Source organism: uncultured Fibrella sp. (genome assembly GCF_964250085.1).
Taxonomy (GTDB): Bacteria; Bacteroidota; Bacteroidia; order Cytophagales; family Spirosomataceae; genus Fibrella.
The window spans coordinates 80566-99320 of sequence record NZ_CAXUEC010000007.1 but is presented as its reverse complement, the minus strand read 5'-3'; the positions used below and the strand labels follow the sequence as shown (position 1 = coordinate 99320).

Sequence of the window (18755 nt, the reverse complement as noted above, 5' to 3'; positions counted from 1 at the left end):
ACATTTTTTCTCATGGCAGAAATTAGCACCGGTGGTGGTGGCAAGCATGATGGTGGTAAGGTACGGTCCAAGAAAGCATCAACCCGTGTCGATATGACGCCGATGGTTGACCTCGGATTCCTACTGATTACCTTCTTCATCCTGGCTACCACCCTCAGCAAACCATCCTCGATGACGCTGAACGTACCGGATAAAACACAGAAAGAAGAAACGGAGCCGCTAAAGGCCTCCAACGTAATGACGGTTTTTCTGGGTAAAGACAACAAAGCTTACTACATCATGGGTAAGGCGGCGTCGGAAGATCCAGAAGTTAAAACCGTTTCAATGGGCTACGACCTTCGTAAGGCGATCCAGGAAAGCGCAAAATTAGCACCAGCTGATAAGTTCGTCGTAGTGCTAAAACCAACGAAAGAGTCTACTTATAAAAACATGGTAGATATTCTGGACGAAATGGCAATCATTAAAATCAAACGCTATGCGCTGGTTGATGTATTGACAGACGATGAGAAGACGCTGTTGAAAGACAAAGTAAAACTAGAGATCTAAGCCATGGCAGAAAACCCAAATCAGGCAACACTCGATGATATCGTGTTTGCCGACCGGAATAAGGCCTATGGTGCCTACGCCCTACGCAAAGGCTATCCCGCTGTTGTTACTCGTGCGCTTATCATCGGTTCAGCAATCACCGCATTGGCCCTGTTTGCGCCAACGCTGCTCGATATTCTGACGCCAGAAAAGACCGAAGAAGCAATGGTGGAGGTGGATTTGATGAAGCTGCCACCGCCGCCAATCGATCCAAACGAGCCGCCTCCACCGCCACCACCACCAGTTGAATTGCCGAAGGTGAACACGGTGAAATTCCTGCCGCCGGAAGTAAAGCCTGACGAAGAAGTACCCGAAGAAACGCCACCTCCTGCCGTTGAAGAACTGAAGGAAGCCGTAGCTGCGGAGAAAACCCAGGAAGGCGACCCTAACGCTGAAGAAGTTATTGCCGCGCCAGAAGAATCTGCTGGTCCATCGAAAGCCGAAGTAGTGGTTGAGGCACCTGCTCCTAAAGACGATGAAGTCTTCACGGTAGTAGAACAAAACCCGGAGTTTGTTGGTGGTCAGGCAGCTATGTACGCCTGGTTGGGCAAGAACATCAAATACCCGGCTGCCGCTTCGCGGGCCAACATTTCGGGTAAAGTGTTTGTAAGCTTCACCGTAAATACCGACGGGTCGATTACCGACGCTCAAGTGCTGAAAGGCCTTGGCTTTGGTACCGATGAAGAAGCGGTTCGGGTTGTAAAGTCAATGCCAAAGTGGAAGCCAGGCAAACAGTCGGGCCGCCCAGTTCGTGTAAAATACAACCTGCCAATTAGCTTCCAGTTAGAGTAAGCATGAACCGCGACACTAATCGCCTTGCCGAAACGCTCCGACTTACTTTGTCGGTTTTGGCATCGGTCGCATATCTGGGAGGAGGCATCGCACTGATGGCCTCCTCTCAGTCTTTTGGGATCGCCGCTTTAGAAGGGCCTTTGCGCTATGCACTAGCTGTTCTGTTGATCGTATACGGTGTCTACCGGGCCTACCGAGCCTATCAACAGTTTCGCGATCAATAGATTGCGTACAAATGAGTCATCCTACTATGAAAAAACCGTTGCCAGCGCATCTAACGGGTGTACAGGCAACGGTTTCTCTGTCTTACCGCCAACAAGAGTGATCTCACGCACATACCTTTTTTCCAGCCTTCTTGCCCTCGTATTGCTCGCGACAGGTTGCAAGAAAGAGAAAAAGCTGGACAGCCCTTCGCAGGGCCAGATTACGGTCGCCGCTGACGAATCGTACCAACCGTTAACGGAAGAAATTACGAGGACCTACGAATTGCTCTATCCACGAACAAAATTTGAACTGGTCTTTAAACCAGAGCGGGAGGCAATCCGTCTAATGCTTGAAGACAAAGCGCGGATTTGCATTGTGTCGCGAAAACTGAATGCGAACGAACAACGCGGGCTGGATCAGCACAAGATCATCGGCTCAGCTACCCGGATTGCTACGGATGGTGTAGCCCTGATTATTAATAAGGCGAATACAGACTCGTTAATGACTGTGCAGGAGTTGGCCGGACTGTTTACCAAACAAATTACGCTCTGGTCGCAGTTAAAGGGAGGAAACCAGTTGGCCCCGGTAACATTAGTATTTGATAACCCAAACTCGAGCAACCTTGATTATGTGTTGACCAAGTTTGGGGTTAAAAAGCTCGACGGATTGCGCATTACAACCGCCAATTCGAATCGGGGCGTGATTGATTACGTTCGGCAACATCCCGATGCCATCGGTTTTATCGGTGTCAACTGGATTAGCGACGGTGATGGGCCTTTATCGGCAGAATTGTCGAAAGACATTCGGGTAGTGGGACTTTCCGAGAAGGAAAATCCCGGTTCACGGGCTGATTATTTTCAGCCTTTTCAACAGTCCTTAGGATTAAAAGACTATCCTTTGCGTCGCGATGTGTATATTTTGAGCCGTGAAGCCCACCCTGGCCTCGGTAGTGGACTAACCAATTACCTGATTAGGGATGCGGGAAGCCTGCTTATCGAAAAATTAGGGCTTTGGCCTCAGGTACCGTATAATAGGGAAGTGCGTTTTAGATAAGCAGTCAATTTTTTCTGTTTACACGCAATTTTTTAGTTTTGCGGCTTGTTTTACGATTAAAGCACCCTTCGTTTTTTTAACAACCTACGAATGCGAATGAACCAACCCAAAAACGCCCTGCTGGCTACCTTGTTCATAGGTGCCGCAACGTTGGTACCAGCCACCGCTCAGGATATTGCATCAGGTTTGAAAGACCTTGAAGCTGAGCGCGTTCCGAAGGCCGAACAAACGTTCAAGCAATTGGCGTCAACGGCTCCAACCGCCGAGAACCAGTTTTATCTGGGCTATTTTCTGCTGAAAACAGGAAAGCCGGATGAAGCCAAAGCGGCTTTCGAGAAAGGATTAGCAGCTGACCCTAAGAATCAGCTCAATAACGTTGGTCTGGCCGGTGTAGCCTTGACCAAGAAAGATTTGGCTACCGCCAAAGCTAAAACAGACGAGGCTGTTGCCGCCACAAAAGGCAAAAACAGCGACGTTCTGTTCCGTGCCGGTGAGATGTACACGCTATTTGAAGGCGACAAAGGTGCTAATGATCCAGCTCGTGCTATCGAATTGCTGGAGCGCGCCAAGGTATTGGACAAGAAGAATCAGAACGTTGAGATTCCAATGGCGATGGGCGATGCCTATACCCTGCGGAATGAAGGTGGACCAGCCGTAAGTCGTTACGAAGAAGTAATTGATGGAGCAGTAGCCGCTGCAGCCAATAACACAACGAAAGCTGAATCCAACGCCAAAATTGGCCAGTTGTATCTGCGCAGTAAACAGTATAAGCTGGCTCAGGAGTTTTTCGAGAAAGCACTGGCTGCCGACCCTGAATTCGCCCCTACGTATCGGTCATATGCAGACGCACTTGTAGGTTCTAAAGCTTATAAGAAAGCGTCGGACATTTACGATAAGTACGTTCAGAAAAGCGGCACTAAAGATCCTGAGTTGCTGCTAAACGTAGCCAAGTACTACTTCCTGGCGGGCGATCACCAGAAGTCGCTCGACTACCTTGACAAGCTGAAAGGACAAGTTAAAGACCCGATCATTGATCGGATGACTGGCTGGTCAAGCTTCGCTTTGGGCCGCAACGACGTAGCTGTTGAGTCGCTGAACAAGTTTGTTAGCACAGCTCCTCAGAAAGTAATCTTTGACGATTACAAATACCTTGGCCGTGCCTATGCGCAACTTGGTACACCTGAAGGCGATTCGCTGGGTATCGTAAATCTGTTGAAAGCAGCTCCAAGCGATACAACTGAGAACCTGTACAAAGAGGTGGCTGATAAGTATTACGCTAATAAGCGGTACGACAAAGCGGCTCCTTACATGCAGCAGGCCATCGGTATGGAGAAAAAGCCAAGCAACAATGATTATTTAAGGCTTGGTTTGGCTTACTATCAGTATGGTCTTCAAGTGCCTAAGTTGATTGCTGATACCGCACAGCAGCAGGTTGCCCGTAAGCTGGCCTTCATGCAGGCAGATACGGCTTTTGCTCGCCTGGCAGAAAATGCAGAAAAAATCGGGACTCCTTATCCATTAGCGTATTATTACCGGGCACAGGCAACCTACTTTGCCAATGGTCGCGAAGCGTCATTGGTAAGCGGTGCTCCGGTTCCTCTCTATGAGAAGTTCATCGAACAGGCATTGGCAGCTCAGGCAAACCCTGAAACTGGCGCTACAACTCGTGAGCAGAACCGTAAATACCTGATTACGGCCTACCGGTATCTGATCAACAACAGCATTGCCAAGAAAGACGATGCCAAGGCGAAAGAGTATGCCAATAAGGTACTCGAGCTAGACCCGAACGACAAGGATGCAAAAGAATTTTTGAATCCTACACCGCCTCCGGCTCCAGCCAAACCGGCCGCAAAGCCAGCCACGAAAGCAGCTCCTAAAAAAGGATCAGCTAAGTAATAGTTAGTAACGAGTTTGAGCGGAAGGCGCGGGCAGGTTTGTCCGCGCCTTTTCGTTTTGTAAATTTGTCGCCGTTGCTTTTTTCAAACGCAACCTAGCATCCCCCCTTGTAGCCGTATGCTCAATCTTGTACTGTTTGGTCCGCCGGGTGCCGGCAAAGGCACACAGAGTGAAAAATTAATTCAGAAGTACCAACTCGTTCATCTGTCAACGGGTGATTTATTGCGGTCACAGATTGCAGCAGGAACGGAGTTAGGTCTGCGGGCCAAATCATTGATGGATCAGGGTCTGTTGGTTCCTGATGAAGTCGTGATTGGTATGATTGAAAGCAAACTGACTGATAATCAAGACGCTGCCGGTTTCATCTTCGATGGTTTTCCACGTACGGTAAAACAAGCCGAAGCACTTGACGACCTGTTGGCGCATCATGAAACAGGCATTACTACAATGGTGGCCCTAGTTGTCGACGAAGAAGAACTGATCCGTCGTTTATTGAAGCGAGGTGAAACATCTGGTCGACCGGATGATAAAGATGAAGCAACGGCGAGACGCCGGGTTAGCGTCTATAATAACGAGACAATGCCTGTCGCCGAACATTATGCGCAACAGGGTAAGTATGCGGCCATTAGTGGCGTCGGGACAATTGATGACATTTTTGAGTTGGTCTGCCAAAAAATTCAGCAGGCACAACTCAGTTGAGTACGCTGTTCATGTGTTTTACGTTTAATGCACCATTGCTGCGAACAGCCCACACATAAACAATTAAACAGCCTAACGGCTACTTCATGGCTTCATCCAATTTTATTGATTACGTAAAAATCAACTGCCGGTCGGGACATGGCGGCGCGGGGTCTATGCACTTTCGGCGCGAAAAGCACGTACCCAAAGGCGGACCGGATGGCGGCGATGGCGGACGAGGAGGCCACATTATCCTTAAGGCAAACTCGCAGTTATGGACACTGCTACACCTAAAGTACCAAAAGCATATCAAGGCAGACTCGGGAAACGGTGGTGAAGGAGGGAGGCGCACCGGTGCCGAAGGCAAAGACGTTTATATTGAGGTACCGCTAGGAACGATAGCCCGCCACGCCGAAACCAACGAGGTGATGGCTGAACTGACTGAAGACGGTCAGGAGATCATTTTGCTGCCTGGCGGACGTGGTGGCCTCGGCAATAGTCATTTTAAATCGTCTACTCAACAAACGCCTCAGCACGCCCAACCCGGCGAGTCGGGACGCGAAGAGTGGGTTATACTGGAATTAAAGTTACTGGCCGACGTTGGATTAGTCGGTTTCCCCAACGCGGGTAAATCAACCCTGCTCTCTGTACTGTCAGCCGCGCGGCCTGAAATAGCTGACTATCCTTTCACAACGCTGGTTCCCAATCTGGGCGTAGTGGCTTACCGGGACTACAAATCGTTTGTTATCGCTGATATTCCTGGTATCATCGAAGGGGCTTCACAAGGTAAAGGGCTCGGCCTTCGTTTTCTAAGGCATATAGAGCGCAATTCAGTCTTGCTCTTTCTAATTCCGGCGACAAGTGAGGATATAGCGGCCGACTATCAGGTATTGGCGAACGAGTTAGTCGCTTTCAACCCTGAACTGGCCGACAAGACAAGAATACTTGCCATTACGAAGATAGATCTGGCCAATGATGAGATACTAGACCAGATACGAAGTAATCTGCCGATTAATGTACCAACTGTATTTATTTCATCAATTCAACAGTATGGATTGATTGAATTGAAAGACCTGCTTTGGAAAACGCTGACTACACCTGTTGATCCAACCTGATTATAATTTTCACGAGTTACGCAGTTCTTTAGGAACCCGTAACTCAAACAAGCGTGTGGTCGCTCTAGATAACGCTTGACAAATGGCCGCTCATTTGCCCATGAAACAGTTCGCATTTAGTTGCACTTTAACTCTTTGTCTGCTCACTACTTTTGGTGCATTCGCTCAACTTCAGGTTACATTTCCGCTAAGCCGGGCCGTTTTTCAGCGCAATACAGCCAACAACGCTTCGGTCAGTATCACGGGTACGTATTCGACCAGCATCACGCGAATTGAAGCCCGGGCCGAAGCCCGCAATGGGCAGGGTACTTCTACAGATTGGCAAACTATTGTCGCCAATCCACAGGGGGGCGTGTTTACAGGTGCGTTGACCATGCAGGGTGGCTGGTATAACCTATCCGTTCGGCTCATGCGCGATAACCAGGAGGTAGGCACGCAAACGGTCGAGCGCGTTGGAGTAGGCGAAGTATTTATCGTTGCTGGCCAGTCTAATGCAGGGAGACTAGGCGAAAATGAACGGCGTGATGGTGTGTCAGCACAAGATGACCGGGTTAGTAGTGTCATTTTTCAGTATAATGATAGTCAGTATCCAGCTGATGCTCCTGTCCCTGTTTTTTCGCACTTGGATGGACCTAATGATATTGCTCCATGGGGAATTGGCTCGTGGTGCTGGGGACCACTTGGTGATTTACTGACAGCACGGCTGAACGTACCTGTGCTATTTTTTAACGCAGCCTTTTATGGAACATCCATTAGAAACTGGGCGGAGACAGCGACCGGTGAGCGAACGTTGAGTGATTACGTTCCTATTTATTATCCTCCCAAACAACCCTATTTCCATCTAAAACTAGCCTTACAGAATTATGCCAATATGATGGGAGTCCGGGCTATCCTTTGGCAACACGGCGAAGCTGACAATCAGTTTGATACCCCTGCAAACGTATATGCAGAAAGACTACAGATTGTCATTGATCAGAGTCGGACCGATTTAGGTAAAAATGTACCTTGGGTAGTTGCCCGTGCATCATATACCGATAGATTTCTGTCTGATAAAAACATAATCGACGGGCAAAATCTGGCCATTGCTAATAAACCCAATACGTTTGCTGGCCCTAACACTGATCTCATTCAGATTCCCAGATCACGAGCACCCCTATTTGATGATACACATTTCGATAATCAAGGATTAAAGGAAGTAGCTGCCGCCTGGGATGCCAGCCTGACCAGTGCGTTTTTCAGCAACGCCATCCCTGCCAACCCGGCACCGCCGCCAATACTGACTGTTGCCTGCGCAGGCAACAACGCGGTTACGTATTCCGTCACGAATTATCAGCAGGTCTTTTGGGATTCTGGAGAAACAAGTCAATCAGTGACAAAACCGGCGGGTAGTACCATACGCGCTAAGGTGAAAGATGCGCTCGGAAACCTCTACTATACCCCGGTAATTACGTTACAGGCTGCGCCAACCATTCAGGCCGACGGGCCAACTAAGTTCTGTGAGAACGGTCGGGTGAACCTAACCACAAGCAGCGATCAGAATTTTGTCTGGAGTAATTCATCGGTTAGTAAAACGATCAGCGTGACCAGTACAGGTACGTATTCCGTATCGGTAAAAGACGCCAGTGGCTGTACGTTTACGTCTAACTCAATCGCCGTTTCTATTAATCCGCTCCCGGCGAAGCCAACCATTACAACAGAAGGAGCACTCACTTCCTGTCAGGGCGATAATACAACACTGCTCGCTAGCCCGGCCGCCAGTTATAAGTGGAGCAACGGGCAGACTACGCAGCGCATAACAGTTAGCCAAACGGGCAGTTATTCGCTGACAGTAGCCGACGAGAACGGGTGCCTTTCGCCTGCTTCTGTGGTCGTTAATGCTACCGTTAACCCCCGCCCAAATCCGTTGTCTATTAGCTTTGCCGGGCCAACTACGTTCTGTGGCAATCAGGTATTGACGCTGAACGCCAGCCCCGAAGCCAACTACGAGTGGAGCAATGGGCAAACTACGCAAAGCATCGTGGTTAACCAGTCGGGCAGTTATACGGTTCGAACCCGAAATCAGTTCAACTGCCCGTCTGTGCCATCAAATGTGGTAGCTGTAACCGTCAATCCATTACCGGCTACCCCTATTGTCAGCAGTGAGCGAGCCACCACGTTTTGCCAGGGCGATAACACCGTATTGACCGTAGCCAATACGTCGGCCGCTGGTTATAACTGGAATAATGGAGCCCGTACCTCACGCCTAACCGTAACCCAGTCGGGCAGCTACTCGCTCACCATTTCAGATGGAAACGGCTGCGTATCGGCCCCCTCGAACGTGGTAAATGTGCTGGTCAATCCGGTACCGGCTACACCGCAACTGACAGCCAGCGGTAAAACTATTTTCTGCGCCAACGAATCCGTCACGTTGACGTCCAGCCCGGAAGCCAATTACGAGTGGAGCAGTGGACAGGCTACACAAAGTATCCTGGTAAACCAATCGGGTAGTTATTCGATACGTACCCGAAATCAGTTCAACTGTTTTTCAGAGCGCTCAGGTCCCATCAACGTAACCGTAAACCCGCTTCCGGCCCGGCCAACTATTACCAGTACGCAGGCAACAACATTCTGTCAGGGTGCTAACACTGTACTGGTGGCAAGTCCTGGGGTAGCTTATAACTGGAGTACCGGCGAGCAAACCCAACGGGTAACTATTAGCCAAAGCGGTAACTTCTCCTTAACCGTATCGGATGCTAACGGCTGTGTGTCGGTGCCTTCGGCCATAGTGCAGGTGGTTGTGAATCCGCTTCCCGAAACGCCCCGCCTAACGGCCAGCGGTTCCACTACATTCTGCGCTAATGAGTCAGTAACGCTAAGTTCAACCATTGAGGCCGCCTATCTCTGGAGTACTGGCCAAACTACGCGTAGTATCGGTGTCAACCAAATGGGAAGCTATTCGTTACGAACCCGGAACCAGTTCAACTGCGAATCGGCCCAGTCGAACGTTGCGGTAGTTCTCGTAAATCCGTTGCCAGCGGCCCCTATCATCACGGCCAGAGGAGCCCTTACGTTCTGCGAAGGTAGCAGCGTGACCTTACAAACAAATTCATCATTACGTACCATATGGTCGACCGGCGATTCCACGCAAACGCTGGTTATTATGCGTCCGGGCGTCTTTACAGCTCGCGTTCGGGATACCAACGGTTGCGTATCGCCCACTAGTTTGTCGATCACCACAAACACGCGTCTTCGGCCGCAGGCCCCACAGGTAACCCAAATTGGCACGTACCTGCTGGAGGCCAGTGGTGCGCCCACGAGCGAACGATATTACTGGCAGCGTGATGCCGATTCGTTAACTGTTGCTACGGCTCAACTGCGTGTGGCGCAAACGGGTGTGTATAGTGCACGAACCGCCATCACCTATGCGCCCTCGCTGGTTTGTTTATCATTACCCTCTACCAGTTTTACGTATCAGCTACCCATCGGCAATCAGAATATCAGCCTGTATCCGAACCCTAATCCTGATGGTAACTTTTTGATCGAAACGCTGATTGATCTGAGCAACACGACGGTTACGGTGTACACACTGAGCGGGCAAAAGGTCTATCAAACAACACCGACATTGCTGGATGGACGCCGACAGATTTCGTTGTCTATGCTATCTCCGGGGTCATACCTGATCCTAATCCAGTCGGGAGGTACTAAAGTGACGAAGCGTGTACAGATAGGTCTGTAATAATCACCGGCTGAACACGTTAACTTTGTGGCCTACTGGTAATAGCACCAGTGGGCTTCTTCGGGTATTGACCGTCGCTTGATTACCTCCAACTAACTTATGAAAAGCATTTCTATACGCTGGATTTTTTACGGACTTATAGCTTGTTTATTTACGTCTTCAGCCCTGGCTCAAACAGTAGCTACCGGTATAGACATTACATATCCTGAGAGCAGAGCCGTTTTTCAGCGCGACAACGACAATACCAGCACCATCTATGTATCTGGCTCGTATTATCAACCCATCGACAGCCTTCAGGTACGTTTAATCGCTGAAGTGGCCGGTCAGGGAATCAACACGGAATGGCGAACGCTGCAACGATCTGTTCAGGGCGGCATTTTTCAGGGACGAATAAAAGGAACGGGCGGGTGGTACCGGCTGGAAGTCCAGGGCTTCTACAATGGAGCTGTCATAGCTACCGATGTGGTTCGTAAAGTGGGCATTGGCGAGGTGTTTATCATCACGGGTCAGTCAAACGCACAGGGATTTCAGGATTTTGGTGCCATCGGTGCGGCCGATGATCGGGTAAACTGCGTTAGCTACAACAACACCATCGCCAACTCACTGGCCGACCCGCCTGCGCCCGTTTTCGAGCAGTTAAGTGCTACGTCAGTGATTGGTATGCGGGGGCAAAGTGCCTGGTGCTGGGGCCGACTGGGCGACCTGCTGGCTCAACAGTACAACGTACCTGTATTGTTTATCAACACAGCCTGGGCGGCCACAACCATTCAGAACTGGATCGAAAGCTTCGACGATAAGACCACGAAGAACATATTTGCGCTTGGCACACCAAATGAGAATATGCCCAAAGGAATGCCCTATGCCAACCTGCGTATTGCGTTGCGCTATTACTGTTCATTGCAGGGCTTGAGAGCCGTGTTATGGCACCAGGGCGAATTCGATAATTTCCCGCAGCAAACTGAACGTACCGCCTACCGACAAGCACTCGAAAGCCTGGTTGGCAAAACTCGTTTCGACACAAACCGCTACCCGGCCTGGATGCTGGCCCGCGCCTCGCGGACGGGCTTTCCTTCGCCTGGCTGTATTGCTAAATGCAACGGTAACCCAGCCTGCGAAAAACTATGCGCAGACACCAGCTTTGTCTCAGACAAAGTAATTCTGGGGCAGAATGATGTAATCAACTCCTTTAATAACAACGTCTATGCGGGACCCTTTACCGATAATATTCAGCCAAACCGCCCAGATGGTGTTCACTTTTCCGGCGATGGGCTAATTCAACTGGCCAATGCGTGGTATCAAAGTATGAGCCCCGTATTTTTCGCCAGTGCGATTCCATTACTTCCACAGCCACAGCCAGTTGCTACGGTAGCCTGCGGTCCGTCAGACAACAGCGTAAACATAAGTTTGCCTACGGGCTATAGCAGCTATACCTGGCGTACCGGCCAAACAGGCCGTACCCTAACCGTCACGCAGCCAGGGCAGTATGAAGCCACGCTGAAAGATGCGTATGGCAACACGTACCTCTCGCCAAAGATTGACGTGCGAGCGCCCATTCAACCAGTTGTTCCTACGGTGTCAGTGGCCAGCCAGGGCAGTGCTGTTGCCGCTACTCAACAGCAAATCTGCGCCGACTCTGTGTTGTCGCTTGTGGCTAACGTACCTGCACAAAGTGCGGCGCAATGGAATAATGGTATCAACCAGAAAGTGCTAAATATAGGAAATGCAGGCACCTACAGCGTGAGAGCCATAAACCCCTATGGTTGCCGCTCAGCCAACTCGCCCGGCATTAGTCTTACTATTCGCCCCAAGTTGGTAACGCCTTCGATCACGCAGTCTGGCATTTATAGCTTGCAGGCTACCCTGCCTGGTTACCCTAACAATGAACAGTTCGACTGGCGTCGGGGTACCACACTGCTCAACAATCAAAACAGCGCGGTAGCCAAAGTAGTCATCACAGGTACGTATTCGGCCCGGTCGAAGGCAACATTCACGCTGGCCGGTGTGCCTAACCTGACTTGTTACTCCAATTTCTCGAATGAGATACAATTTGTCTCTACAGAGAATTCAGAGGGGTTGAGCGTCTACCCAAACCCGTCGTCAAACGGTTACATTGCTGTTGAGACCATCGAAAACCTGCAAAACGTTGATTTAACAGTACATACGCTAGCCGGTCAATTGGTTTACTCAGCCAGAGTACCTTCGTTCGACGAACGGAAGCTGATCAGTGTAGCTGGTTTTACATCCGGCCAGTACATTGTTCGTTTAAAAACCGCTGGCTTCAACGTAGCTCGTCGCGTTCTGATTCTACAGTAAGCCGTTTTATGCCTAACTTGCAATCGTAATAAAGCCCGTTCGTCGTATGAACACCGCATCGTATTTGCCCTCCGATTATATACCCATCTTTATTCAGCTAGGCCTGGCTCTGGGATTCATCGTCACCACGATGATTGTTACCCACAGTATTGGCCCGAAGCGCCATAGCCAGAAAAAAGACGATCCATTCGAGTGTGGCATTCCAGCGCAGGGCGATGCCCGCGCCCCCATTTCGATCAAGTACTTCCTGATCGCTATTCTCTTCGTTTTATTCGACGTAGAAGTAATCTTTTTGTACCCCTGGGCTGTTAACTTCCTGAAGCTAGGTACCACCGGATTTATTCAGATGATCCTGTTTATGGGTCTGCTTCTGGCTGGCTTCTACTACGTTATTCGGAAAGGTGTTTTGAATTGGGAATAATCACCCTGAACTTTTTATTATGTCATCATCTGTTAAGATGGTAGCGTCTCCAGAAGGCCACGAAGGGTCAGGATTCTTTGCTACCTCTCTCGATAAAGTTGTTGGTATGGCCCGGGCAAATTCGCTCTGGCCTTTGCCATTTGCCACCTCTTGCTGTGGTATTGAGTTCATGGCCACCATGGGATCACATTACGACATTTCCCGGTTTGGTTCTGAACGTCCAAGTTTCTCGCCACGGCAGGCCGACCTGCTGATGGTGATGGGAACAATCGCTAAAAAGATGGCCCCGATCGTGAAACAGGTATACCTGCAAATGGCCGAACCCCGCTGGGTGATGGCTATGGGAGCCTGCGCCAGCAGCGGCGGTATTTTTGACACGTACAGCGTACTTCAGGGTATCGACCGGATCATCCCCGTCGACGTATACGTACCTGGTTGCCCACCCCGCCCCGAACAGGTAATTGAAGGGTTGATGCAAATTCAGGAAATGGCCCGTAACGAATCAACACGCCGCCGTAACACCGAAGAGTATCAGTTGCTATTGAATTCATACGGCATTCAGTAGTCGGCCTCTTCTAGTAAAAATCCCCACCCCTATGCTCACAAACCAGGCCGTAGCCGAAGACCTGATTAAGCAGTTTGGTGCCGACGTGTACGATTTTGATGAGCCTTATGGCCTTCTTACGCTGTCGACATCACGGGAACAGATTGTTCCTATTCTGCGGTATTTAAAAGAACATAAGACGTATCAGATCAATTTTTTGACTGATATAACCGGCGTCCACTATCCTGATGAGCCGGGTCGCGAATTCTGTGTTGTTTATCACGCCCACAGTCTGGCCGAGAACTTCCGGGTACGTATCAAAGTATTCCTGAACGAAGCTGACCTGCACATTCCAAGTATGACGGTGCTGTATGCCTCGGCCAACTGGATGGAACGTGAAACCTTTGATTTCTTCGGCATTCAGTTCGACGGTCACCCCAACCTGACCCGGATTCTGAACATGGAAGAGATGGATTACCACCCGATGCGCAAACAGTACCCACTGGAAGACGGCACCCGGGAAGATAAAATTGACGCGTTGTTTGGACGATAAATAGAGAGCGAAAGACTAAAAGAGCGCGCATCTGGCGGCCAATCAGTCTTTCACTATTTCACTCTTTGTACCATGACCACTGAAGATCTTAGTATAGACGCCGTTGGTGCACGTAATACGCCGGCAACACCGGAAGGCCCCATTCAGTACGTTAACGAACTGACGACGCTGAACCTGGGGCCTACGCACCCGGCTACCCACGGAATTTTCCAGAACATCCTGCAAATGGATGGAGAGAAAATCGTGTCGGGCGAACAAACGATTGGCTACATCCACCGGGCCTTTGAAAAAATTGCGGAACGGCGTCCCTTCTACCAGATCACCACGCTGACCGACCGGATGAACTACTGTTCATCGCCGATCAACAACCTCGGCTGGATGATGACCGTAGAGAAACTTCTGGGCGTGCAAACGCCAAAGCGCGCCGACTATATCCGGGTCATTATGATGGAGTTGGCCCGCATCTCGGATCACCTTGTCTGCAACGGCATCCTGGGCGTAGATACCGGCGCTTTTACCGGTTTTCTCTACCTGTTTGAAGAGCGCGAAAACATCTATGAGATCTACGAAGAGATGTGCGGTGCCCGCTTAACGACCAACATGGGTCGTATTGGCGGCATGGAGCGTGATCTGTCGGCCGAGGCAATTCGCAAGATTCGGAAGTTCCTGAAAGATTTCCCGCCGGTGATGAAGGAGTTTGAAAAACTCTTCAATCGCAACCGGATTTTTATGGACCGTGTAGTAGACGTAGGACCGATTACGGCTGAACGCGCCCTGAGTTACGGCTTTACAGGCCCGAACCTGCGCGCTGCCGGTGTTGACTACGACGTGCGGGCCATGAACCCGTATTCGTCTTACGAGGATTTCGAGTTTGAAATTCCCGTTGGCGAAAGCGGCGATACCTATGACCGGTTCATGGTGCGCAACGAGGAAATCTGGCAAAGTCTGCGCATCATTGAGCAGGCGCTGAATAAACTGCCCGACGGACCCTATTACGCTGATGCGCCTGAGTATTACCTGCCGCCAAAGCAGGAAGTATACAAGAACATGGAGGCCCTGATCTATCACTTCAAGATTGTGATGGGTGAAATTGACGCCCCCGTTGGCGAGGTATACCATGCCGTAGAAGGCGGCAATGGCGAGTTGGGTTTTTACCTGATCAGCGATGGCGGTCGGGCGCCTTACCGGCTGCACTTCCGCCGGCCAAGCTTCATTTATTACCAGGCGTTTCCAGAGATGTGCAAAGGCACCACCCTATCAGATGCCATCGTTATCATGAGTAGCCTGAATGTAATTGCAGGTGAATTAGACGCATAGATAATCATTCATGACCACCGAAGCGAACCCTAATGTTGCCTTCACGCCCGAGCGGCTGACGCTGGCGCAAGAAATTATTGCCCGCTATCCGGCTGGCAAGCAGAAATCAGCTTTGTTACCGCTGCTTCATTTATTGCAGGAGCAGGAAGGCTGGACCAGCCCCGAAGGCATGAACATGGTAGCTGGCCTGCTCGATATTCAACCTATTGAAGTATATGAGGTGGCTTCGTTTTACACGATGTACCACCTCGACCCAGTTGGCAAGCATGTCATCGAATATTGCCGTACCGGCCCCTGCTGCCTGATGGGTGGCGAAGAAGTATACGATCACCTGAAACAGACACTCGGCATAGAAGCAGGCCAAACTACCGCCGACGGCCTGTTTACGGTGAAAGAGGTAGAGTGTCTGGCTGCCTGCGGCATGGGACCTGTGTTTCAGATTCGGGAGCAGTACTACATGAACCTGACCAACGAGCGTGTCGATGAGATTATAGCCGAGCTGTCAAAATAACCTTTCGTTATGGGTAAGAAGATATTAACTGAGCACATCAACGTACCTGGTATCGAAACATTCGATGTGTACCGGAAGCAAGGCGGTTATTCGGCCGTTGAGAAAGCGTTGAAAACCATGACGCCCGAGGGTGTAGTGGAAGAAGTAAAGAAGGCTGGCGTACGTGGCCGGGGAGGCGCAGGTTTCCCGATGGGCATGAAGTGGAGCTTTTTGGCTAAACCCGAAGGCGTGCCCCGTTACCTTGTCTGCAATGCGGATGAGTCGGAGCCGGGTACATTCAAAGACCACTACCTGATGAAGAACCTTCCCCACCTGCTTATCGAGGGGATGATCATTTCGTCATTTGCCCTGGGCGCCAATACGTCGTTTATCTACGTACGCGGCGAACTGATGTACGTGATCCGTATTCTTGAAAAAGCGATTGCGGAAGCCAAGGCGGCGGGTTTTCTGGGGAAAAACATCCTGGGAAGCGGCTATGATCTGGAACTGGTTGTACAGCCCGGTGGTGGTGCTTACATCTGTGGCGAAGAAACGGCTTTGCTCGAATCGCTGGAAGGCAAGCGGGGAAACCCACGCAACAAACCGCCTTTCCCGGCGGTAAAAGGCCTATATCAGTGTCCTACCGTAGTCAATAACGTAGAGTCTATCGCCACAACGTCCTGGATCGTCAACAACGGTGGCGATGCCTACGCAGGCATCGGCATTGGTCGTAGCACGGGCACGAAACTGATTTCTGCCTCGGGCCATATCAAAAAGCCGGGTGTGTATGAAATTGAGTTGGGCGTACCCGTCGAAGAATTTATTTATTCCGATGAATGGTGCGGTGGTATTCGCGATGGGCATCATCTGAAAGCACTGGTTGCGGGCGGGTCGTCGGTACCCATTCTACCGGCTGAACTGTCGTTGAAGTTAGCCAACGGCGAGCCCCGCCTGATGAGCTACGAATCGTTGTCGGAAGGTGGTTTTCAAACGGGTACCATGCTGGGTTCGGGTGGTTTTATTGTCTTCGACGAAACCGCCTGTATCGTTCGCAACACCTGGAATTTCAGCCGGTTCTACCACCATGAATCCTGCGGGCAGTGCAGCCCCTGCCGCGAAGGAACGGGCTGGATGGAAAAAGTACTGCACCGGATCGAACACGGCCACGGCAGTATGCACGACATCGACCTGCTTGTCGACGTTGCCAAGAAAATTGAAGGGAATACGATTTGCCCATTGGGTGATGCGGCTGCCTGGCCTGTTGCCAGTGCTATTCGTCATTTCCGCGATGAGTTTGAGTGGCATATTACCAATCCATTTGAGGCCACTCAGCCCGGGGCCGTGTATCAGGGTCATCTGTCATTGGTATAACCGATGATCAGGTCATATCAGTATCATTGACTATACCGGGGCAGCTTACGTACGTAGGTTGCCCCTTCTTTTTCTGTACGTACCTGCCGTTTCAGCAACGTGATGCACACATCTCCACCTGCTTTTGTTACTTCAATTTACAACTTCGTCAAGAACAATGCTCATACTATTGCGCTGTCTTTCAGCGTCTTGTGTGTAGTGATTCTATTGGTAATCAAGACTGCATTTTCTGTTAGCCGCCACCCGGACCTTTCAGGTAGTGAACGAAGCAGTACCTACGGTGTGCAGATCGTAGCCGACCGAATGCCACTGTTCGCCGAACCCGATCAGCCGCCTTACTTCATCGCCCAGTACTCGCCGGCTTATTACTACCTGGTGGGCATTCCGTACCGCCTGCTTGGCTGGGACCCGGCCGAAATTTACCGGATTCAGTTTCTGAGCCGGATGGTCTCGTTTGGACTGGTATTACTGGCTATGGGCATCGCTTTCTACACCGCCCGACGGGTACTGGGCGTTTCCACAACGTTCTCATTGCTCATGGTGTGCAGCCTGTTTGCGCTCCTTCAACAATGGCTATTAACCAACTCACGGGTAGATAGTCTACTGTTTTTCAGCACGGTCTGCTTCGTGTATGCGGGTTTGAGGGCCGCCAAAGAGCCCACCGACTGGAACAGGTACGTTGTGCTGGCCGGTGTATTTGCCGTATTTGCTTTTTTCTCCAAACAAAGTGGCCTGATTCATAGCATCGTCATTCTTGGGTTTCTGATCTACCAACGCCGCTGGTCTGCGCTTGTCAGGCTGGTGCCCATCATGGCCAGCGTATTTGTAGTACTGATGATGCTCTTCAGCGGTGGGCAACCCCGGCTGTTTTTTCTGAACCTGTTTGGCAGTATTGCCGTACCCGTCATGCCTAGCTGGTTCTATTACAACACCTTCAAACACATGATTCCCGCTTTCAGCCTGATGCTGATTACCAGCCTGTTGATCGCCATTTCCTGGTTCGTCAGGGCAACAGACAACCGTAAAGTGTTTTTAGGCATTAGCACGCTGTTGTTTTTCGGCTTCTCGTTTGGCACCACGTTCAAATATGGGGCGGGCATTGGTTATTTCCACGAGTTCGGTTACGTAAGCCATCTGGCGATTGCCTGGTTTTTTTACGAATACCTCATGGCGCAACAGGTACGTCGATTTTCATACTACCTGTTTCCAGCCCTGATCATGGTGGGCATGTTGTATGTGACGAGTCAGCAAATTGAGACGTACGCCAAAACGAACTTCTCGAAACTGGACAATGACTATGTGGAGCAGAAACACGTGCAAGCCTACATTCAACCGCGTATCACCCGGCAGGATAAGGCACTGGTGATTATGGGGGCACATGAGCGTGGCTGGATGCTTCAGCAGCTATTGTTTCGCCACCAACTGGCTTATCAGGACGACGTGGTGCGGTTACTATACGAAGCTAAAACCTTCGATTACAGCTCGTTCAATGCGCTCGTTGCCCGGGGCGACGTAAAATATATTATCCTCCCGGAACCGGGTCCGCTGCACTTCAACGCCTTTGATTACGATTTCGACCCGGCAAAGTACACGCTCGAAAAAGTGATCGACGGCTACCAGATTTACCGGCTTAAAACCAGTTGAGCCGGACGTCGGTTCCCCCGAACGCTCATAATTCTCGGCCTGATACGCGTAAAGCATTAACTTG

Annotated in this window: 15 protein-coding genes; all 15 read left to right on the top strand. The window is 50.5% G+C overall.

The window, feature by feature from the left end:
• The first annotated feature begins 12 nt into the window (after window positions 1–12).
• The 15 genes from ACFE8Q_RS20570 to ACFE8Q_RS20500 all read left to right on the top strand — a co-directional run bounded on the left by ACFE8Q_RS20570 (window position 13) and on the right by ACFE8Q_RS20500 (window position 18691).
• Complete coding sequence (locus ACFE8Q_RS20570; RefSeq protein WP_375447319.1) at window positions 13–546, top strand: ExbD/TolR family protein; 534 nt, start codon at window positions 13–15, stop codon at window positions 544–546.
• A 3-nt stretch (window positions 547–549) separates the two neighbouring features.
• Window positions 550–1377, top strand: a complete 828-nt coding sequence (locus ACFE8Q_RS20565; protein WP_375447318.1) for an energy transducer TonB — start codon at window positions 550–552, stop codon at window positions 1375–1377.
• Window positions 1378–1743: 366 nt separating this feature from the next.
• Window positions 1744–2634, top strand: coding sequence for a PstS family phosphate ABC transporter substrate-binding protein (locus tag ACFE8Q_RS20560; protein WP_375447317.1), 891 nt, complete (start codon window positions 1744–1746; stop codon window positions 2632–2634).
• Window positions 2635–2730: 96 nt separating this feature from the next.
• Window positions 2731–4530, top strand: coding sequence for a tetratricopeptide repeat protein (locus ACFE8Q_RS20555; protein ID WP_375447316.1), 1800 nt, complete (start codon window positions 2731–2733; stop codon window positions 4528–4530).
• Between the two features lie 117 nt (window positions 4531–4647).
• Window positions 4648–5229, top strand: a complete 582-nt coding sequence (locus ACFE8Q_RS20550) for an adenylate kinase (protein WP_375447315.1) — start codon at window positions 4648–4650, stop codon at window positions 5227–5229.
• Window positions 5230–5315: 86 nt separating this feature from the next.
• The gene (gene obgE, locus ACFE8Q_RS20545) at window positions 5316–6323 is read left to right on the top strand and encodes a GTPase ObgE (protein WP_375447314.1); all 1008 of its coding nucleotides are present in this window, start codon (window positions 5316–5318) and stop codon (window positions 6321–6323) included.
• 100 nt (window positions 6324–6423) lie between these two features.
• On the top strand, window positions 6424–10038 hold the full coding sequence (locus ACFE8Q_RS20540) for a sialate O-acetylesterase (protein ID WP_375447313.1): 3615 nt from the start codon (window positions 6424–6426) through the stop codon (window positions 10036–10038).
• A gap of 99 nt (window positions 10039–10137) precedes the next feature.
• Window positions 10138–12351 (top strand): sialate O-acetylesterase, encoded by a 2214-nt coding sequence (locus ACFE8Q_RS20535; RefSeq protein WP_375447312.1) that lies wholly within the window; start codon window positions 10138–10140, stop codon window positions 12349–12351.
• A gap of 46 nt (window positions 12352–12397) precedes the next feature.
• On the top strand, window positions 12398–12772 hold the full coding sequence (locus tag ACFE8Q_RS20530) for an NADH-quinone oxidoreductase subunit A (RefSeq protein ID WP_375447311.1): 375 nt from the start codon (window positions 12398–12400) through the stop codon (window positions 12770–12772).
• A 19-nt stretch (window positions 12773–12791) separates the two neighbouring features.
• The gene (locus tag ACFE8Q_RS20525) at window positions 12792–13337 is read left to right on the top strand and encodes an NADH-quinone oxidoreductase subunit B (RefSeq protein WP_375447310.1); all 546 of its coding nucleotides are present in this window, start codon (window positions 12792–12794) and stop codon (window positions 13335–13337) included.
• A gap of 31 nt (window positions 13338–13368) precedes the next feature.
• Window positions 13369–13869: an NADH-quinone oxidoreductase subunit C gene (locus ACFE8Q_RS20520; RefSeq protein ID WP_375447309.1), complete on the top strand. Its 501-nt coding sequence runs from the start codon at window positions 13369–13371 to the stop codon at window positions 13867–13869.
• 72 nt (window positions 13870–13941) lie between these two features.
• Window positions 13942–15186 carry an NADH dehydrogenase (quinone) subunit D gene (gene nuoD, locus ACFE8Q_RS20515; protein ID WP_375447308.1) on the top strand — a complete coding sequence of 415 codons (1245 nt, stop codon included), beginning with the start codon at window positions 13942–13944 and terminating at the stop codon, window positions 15184–15186.
• A gap of 10 nt (window positions 15187–15196) precedes the next feature.
• Window positions 15197–15697: an NADH-quinone oxidoreductase subunit NuoE gene (nuoE, locus tag ACFE8Q_RS20510; protein ID WP_375447307.1), complete on the top strand. Its 501-nt coding sequence runs from the start codon at window positions 15197–15199 to the stop codon at window positions 15695–15697.
• Between the two features lie 9 nt (window positions 15698–15706).
• The gene (gene nuoF / locus ACFE8Q_RS20505) at window positions 15707–17047 is read left to right on the top strand and encodes an NADH-quinone oxidoreductase subunit NuoF (RefSeq protein ID WP_375447306.1); all 1341 of its coding nucleotides are present in this window, start codon (window positions 15707–15709) and stop codon (window positions 17045–17047) included.
• Between the two features lie 102 nt (window positions 17048–17149).
• A complete protein-coding gene (locus ACFE8Q_RS20500) occupies window positions 17150–18691 on the top strand; it encodes an ArnT family glycosyltransferase (RefSeq protein WP_375447305.1) in 1542 nt (513 codons plus the stop codon).
• The last annotated feature ends 64 nt before the right edge of the window (window positions 18692–18755 follow it).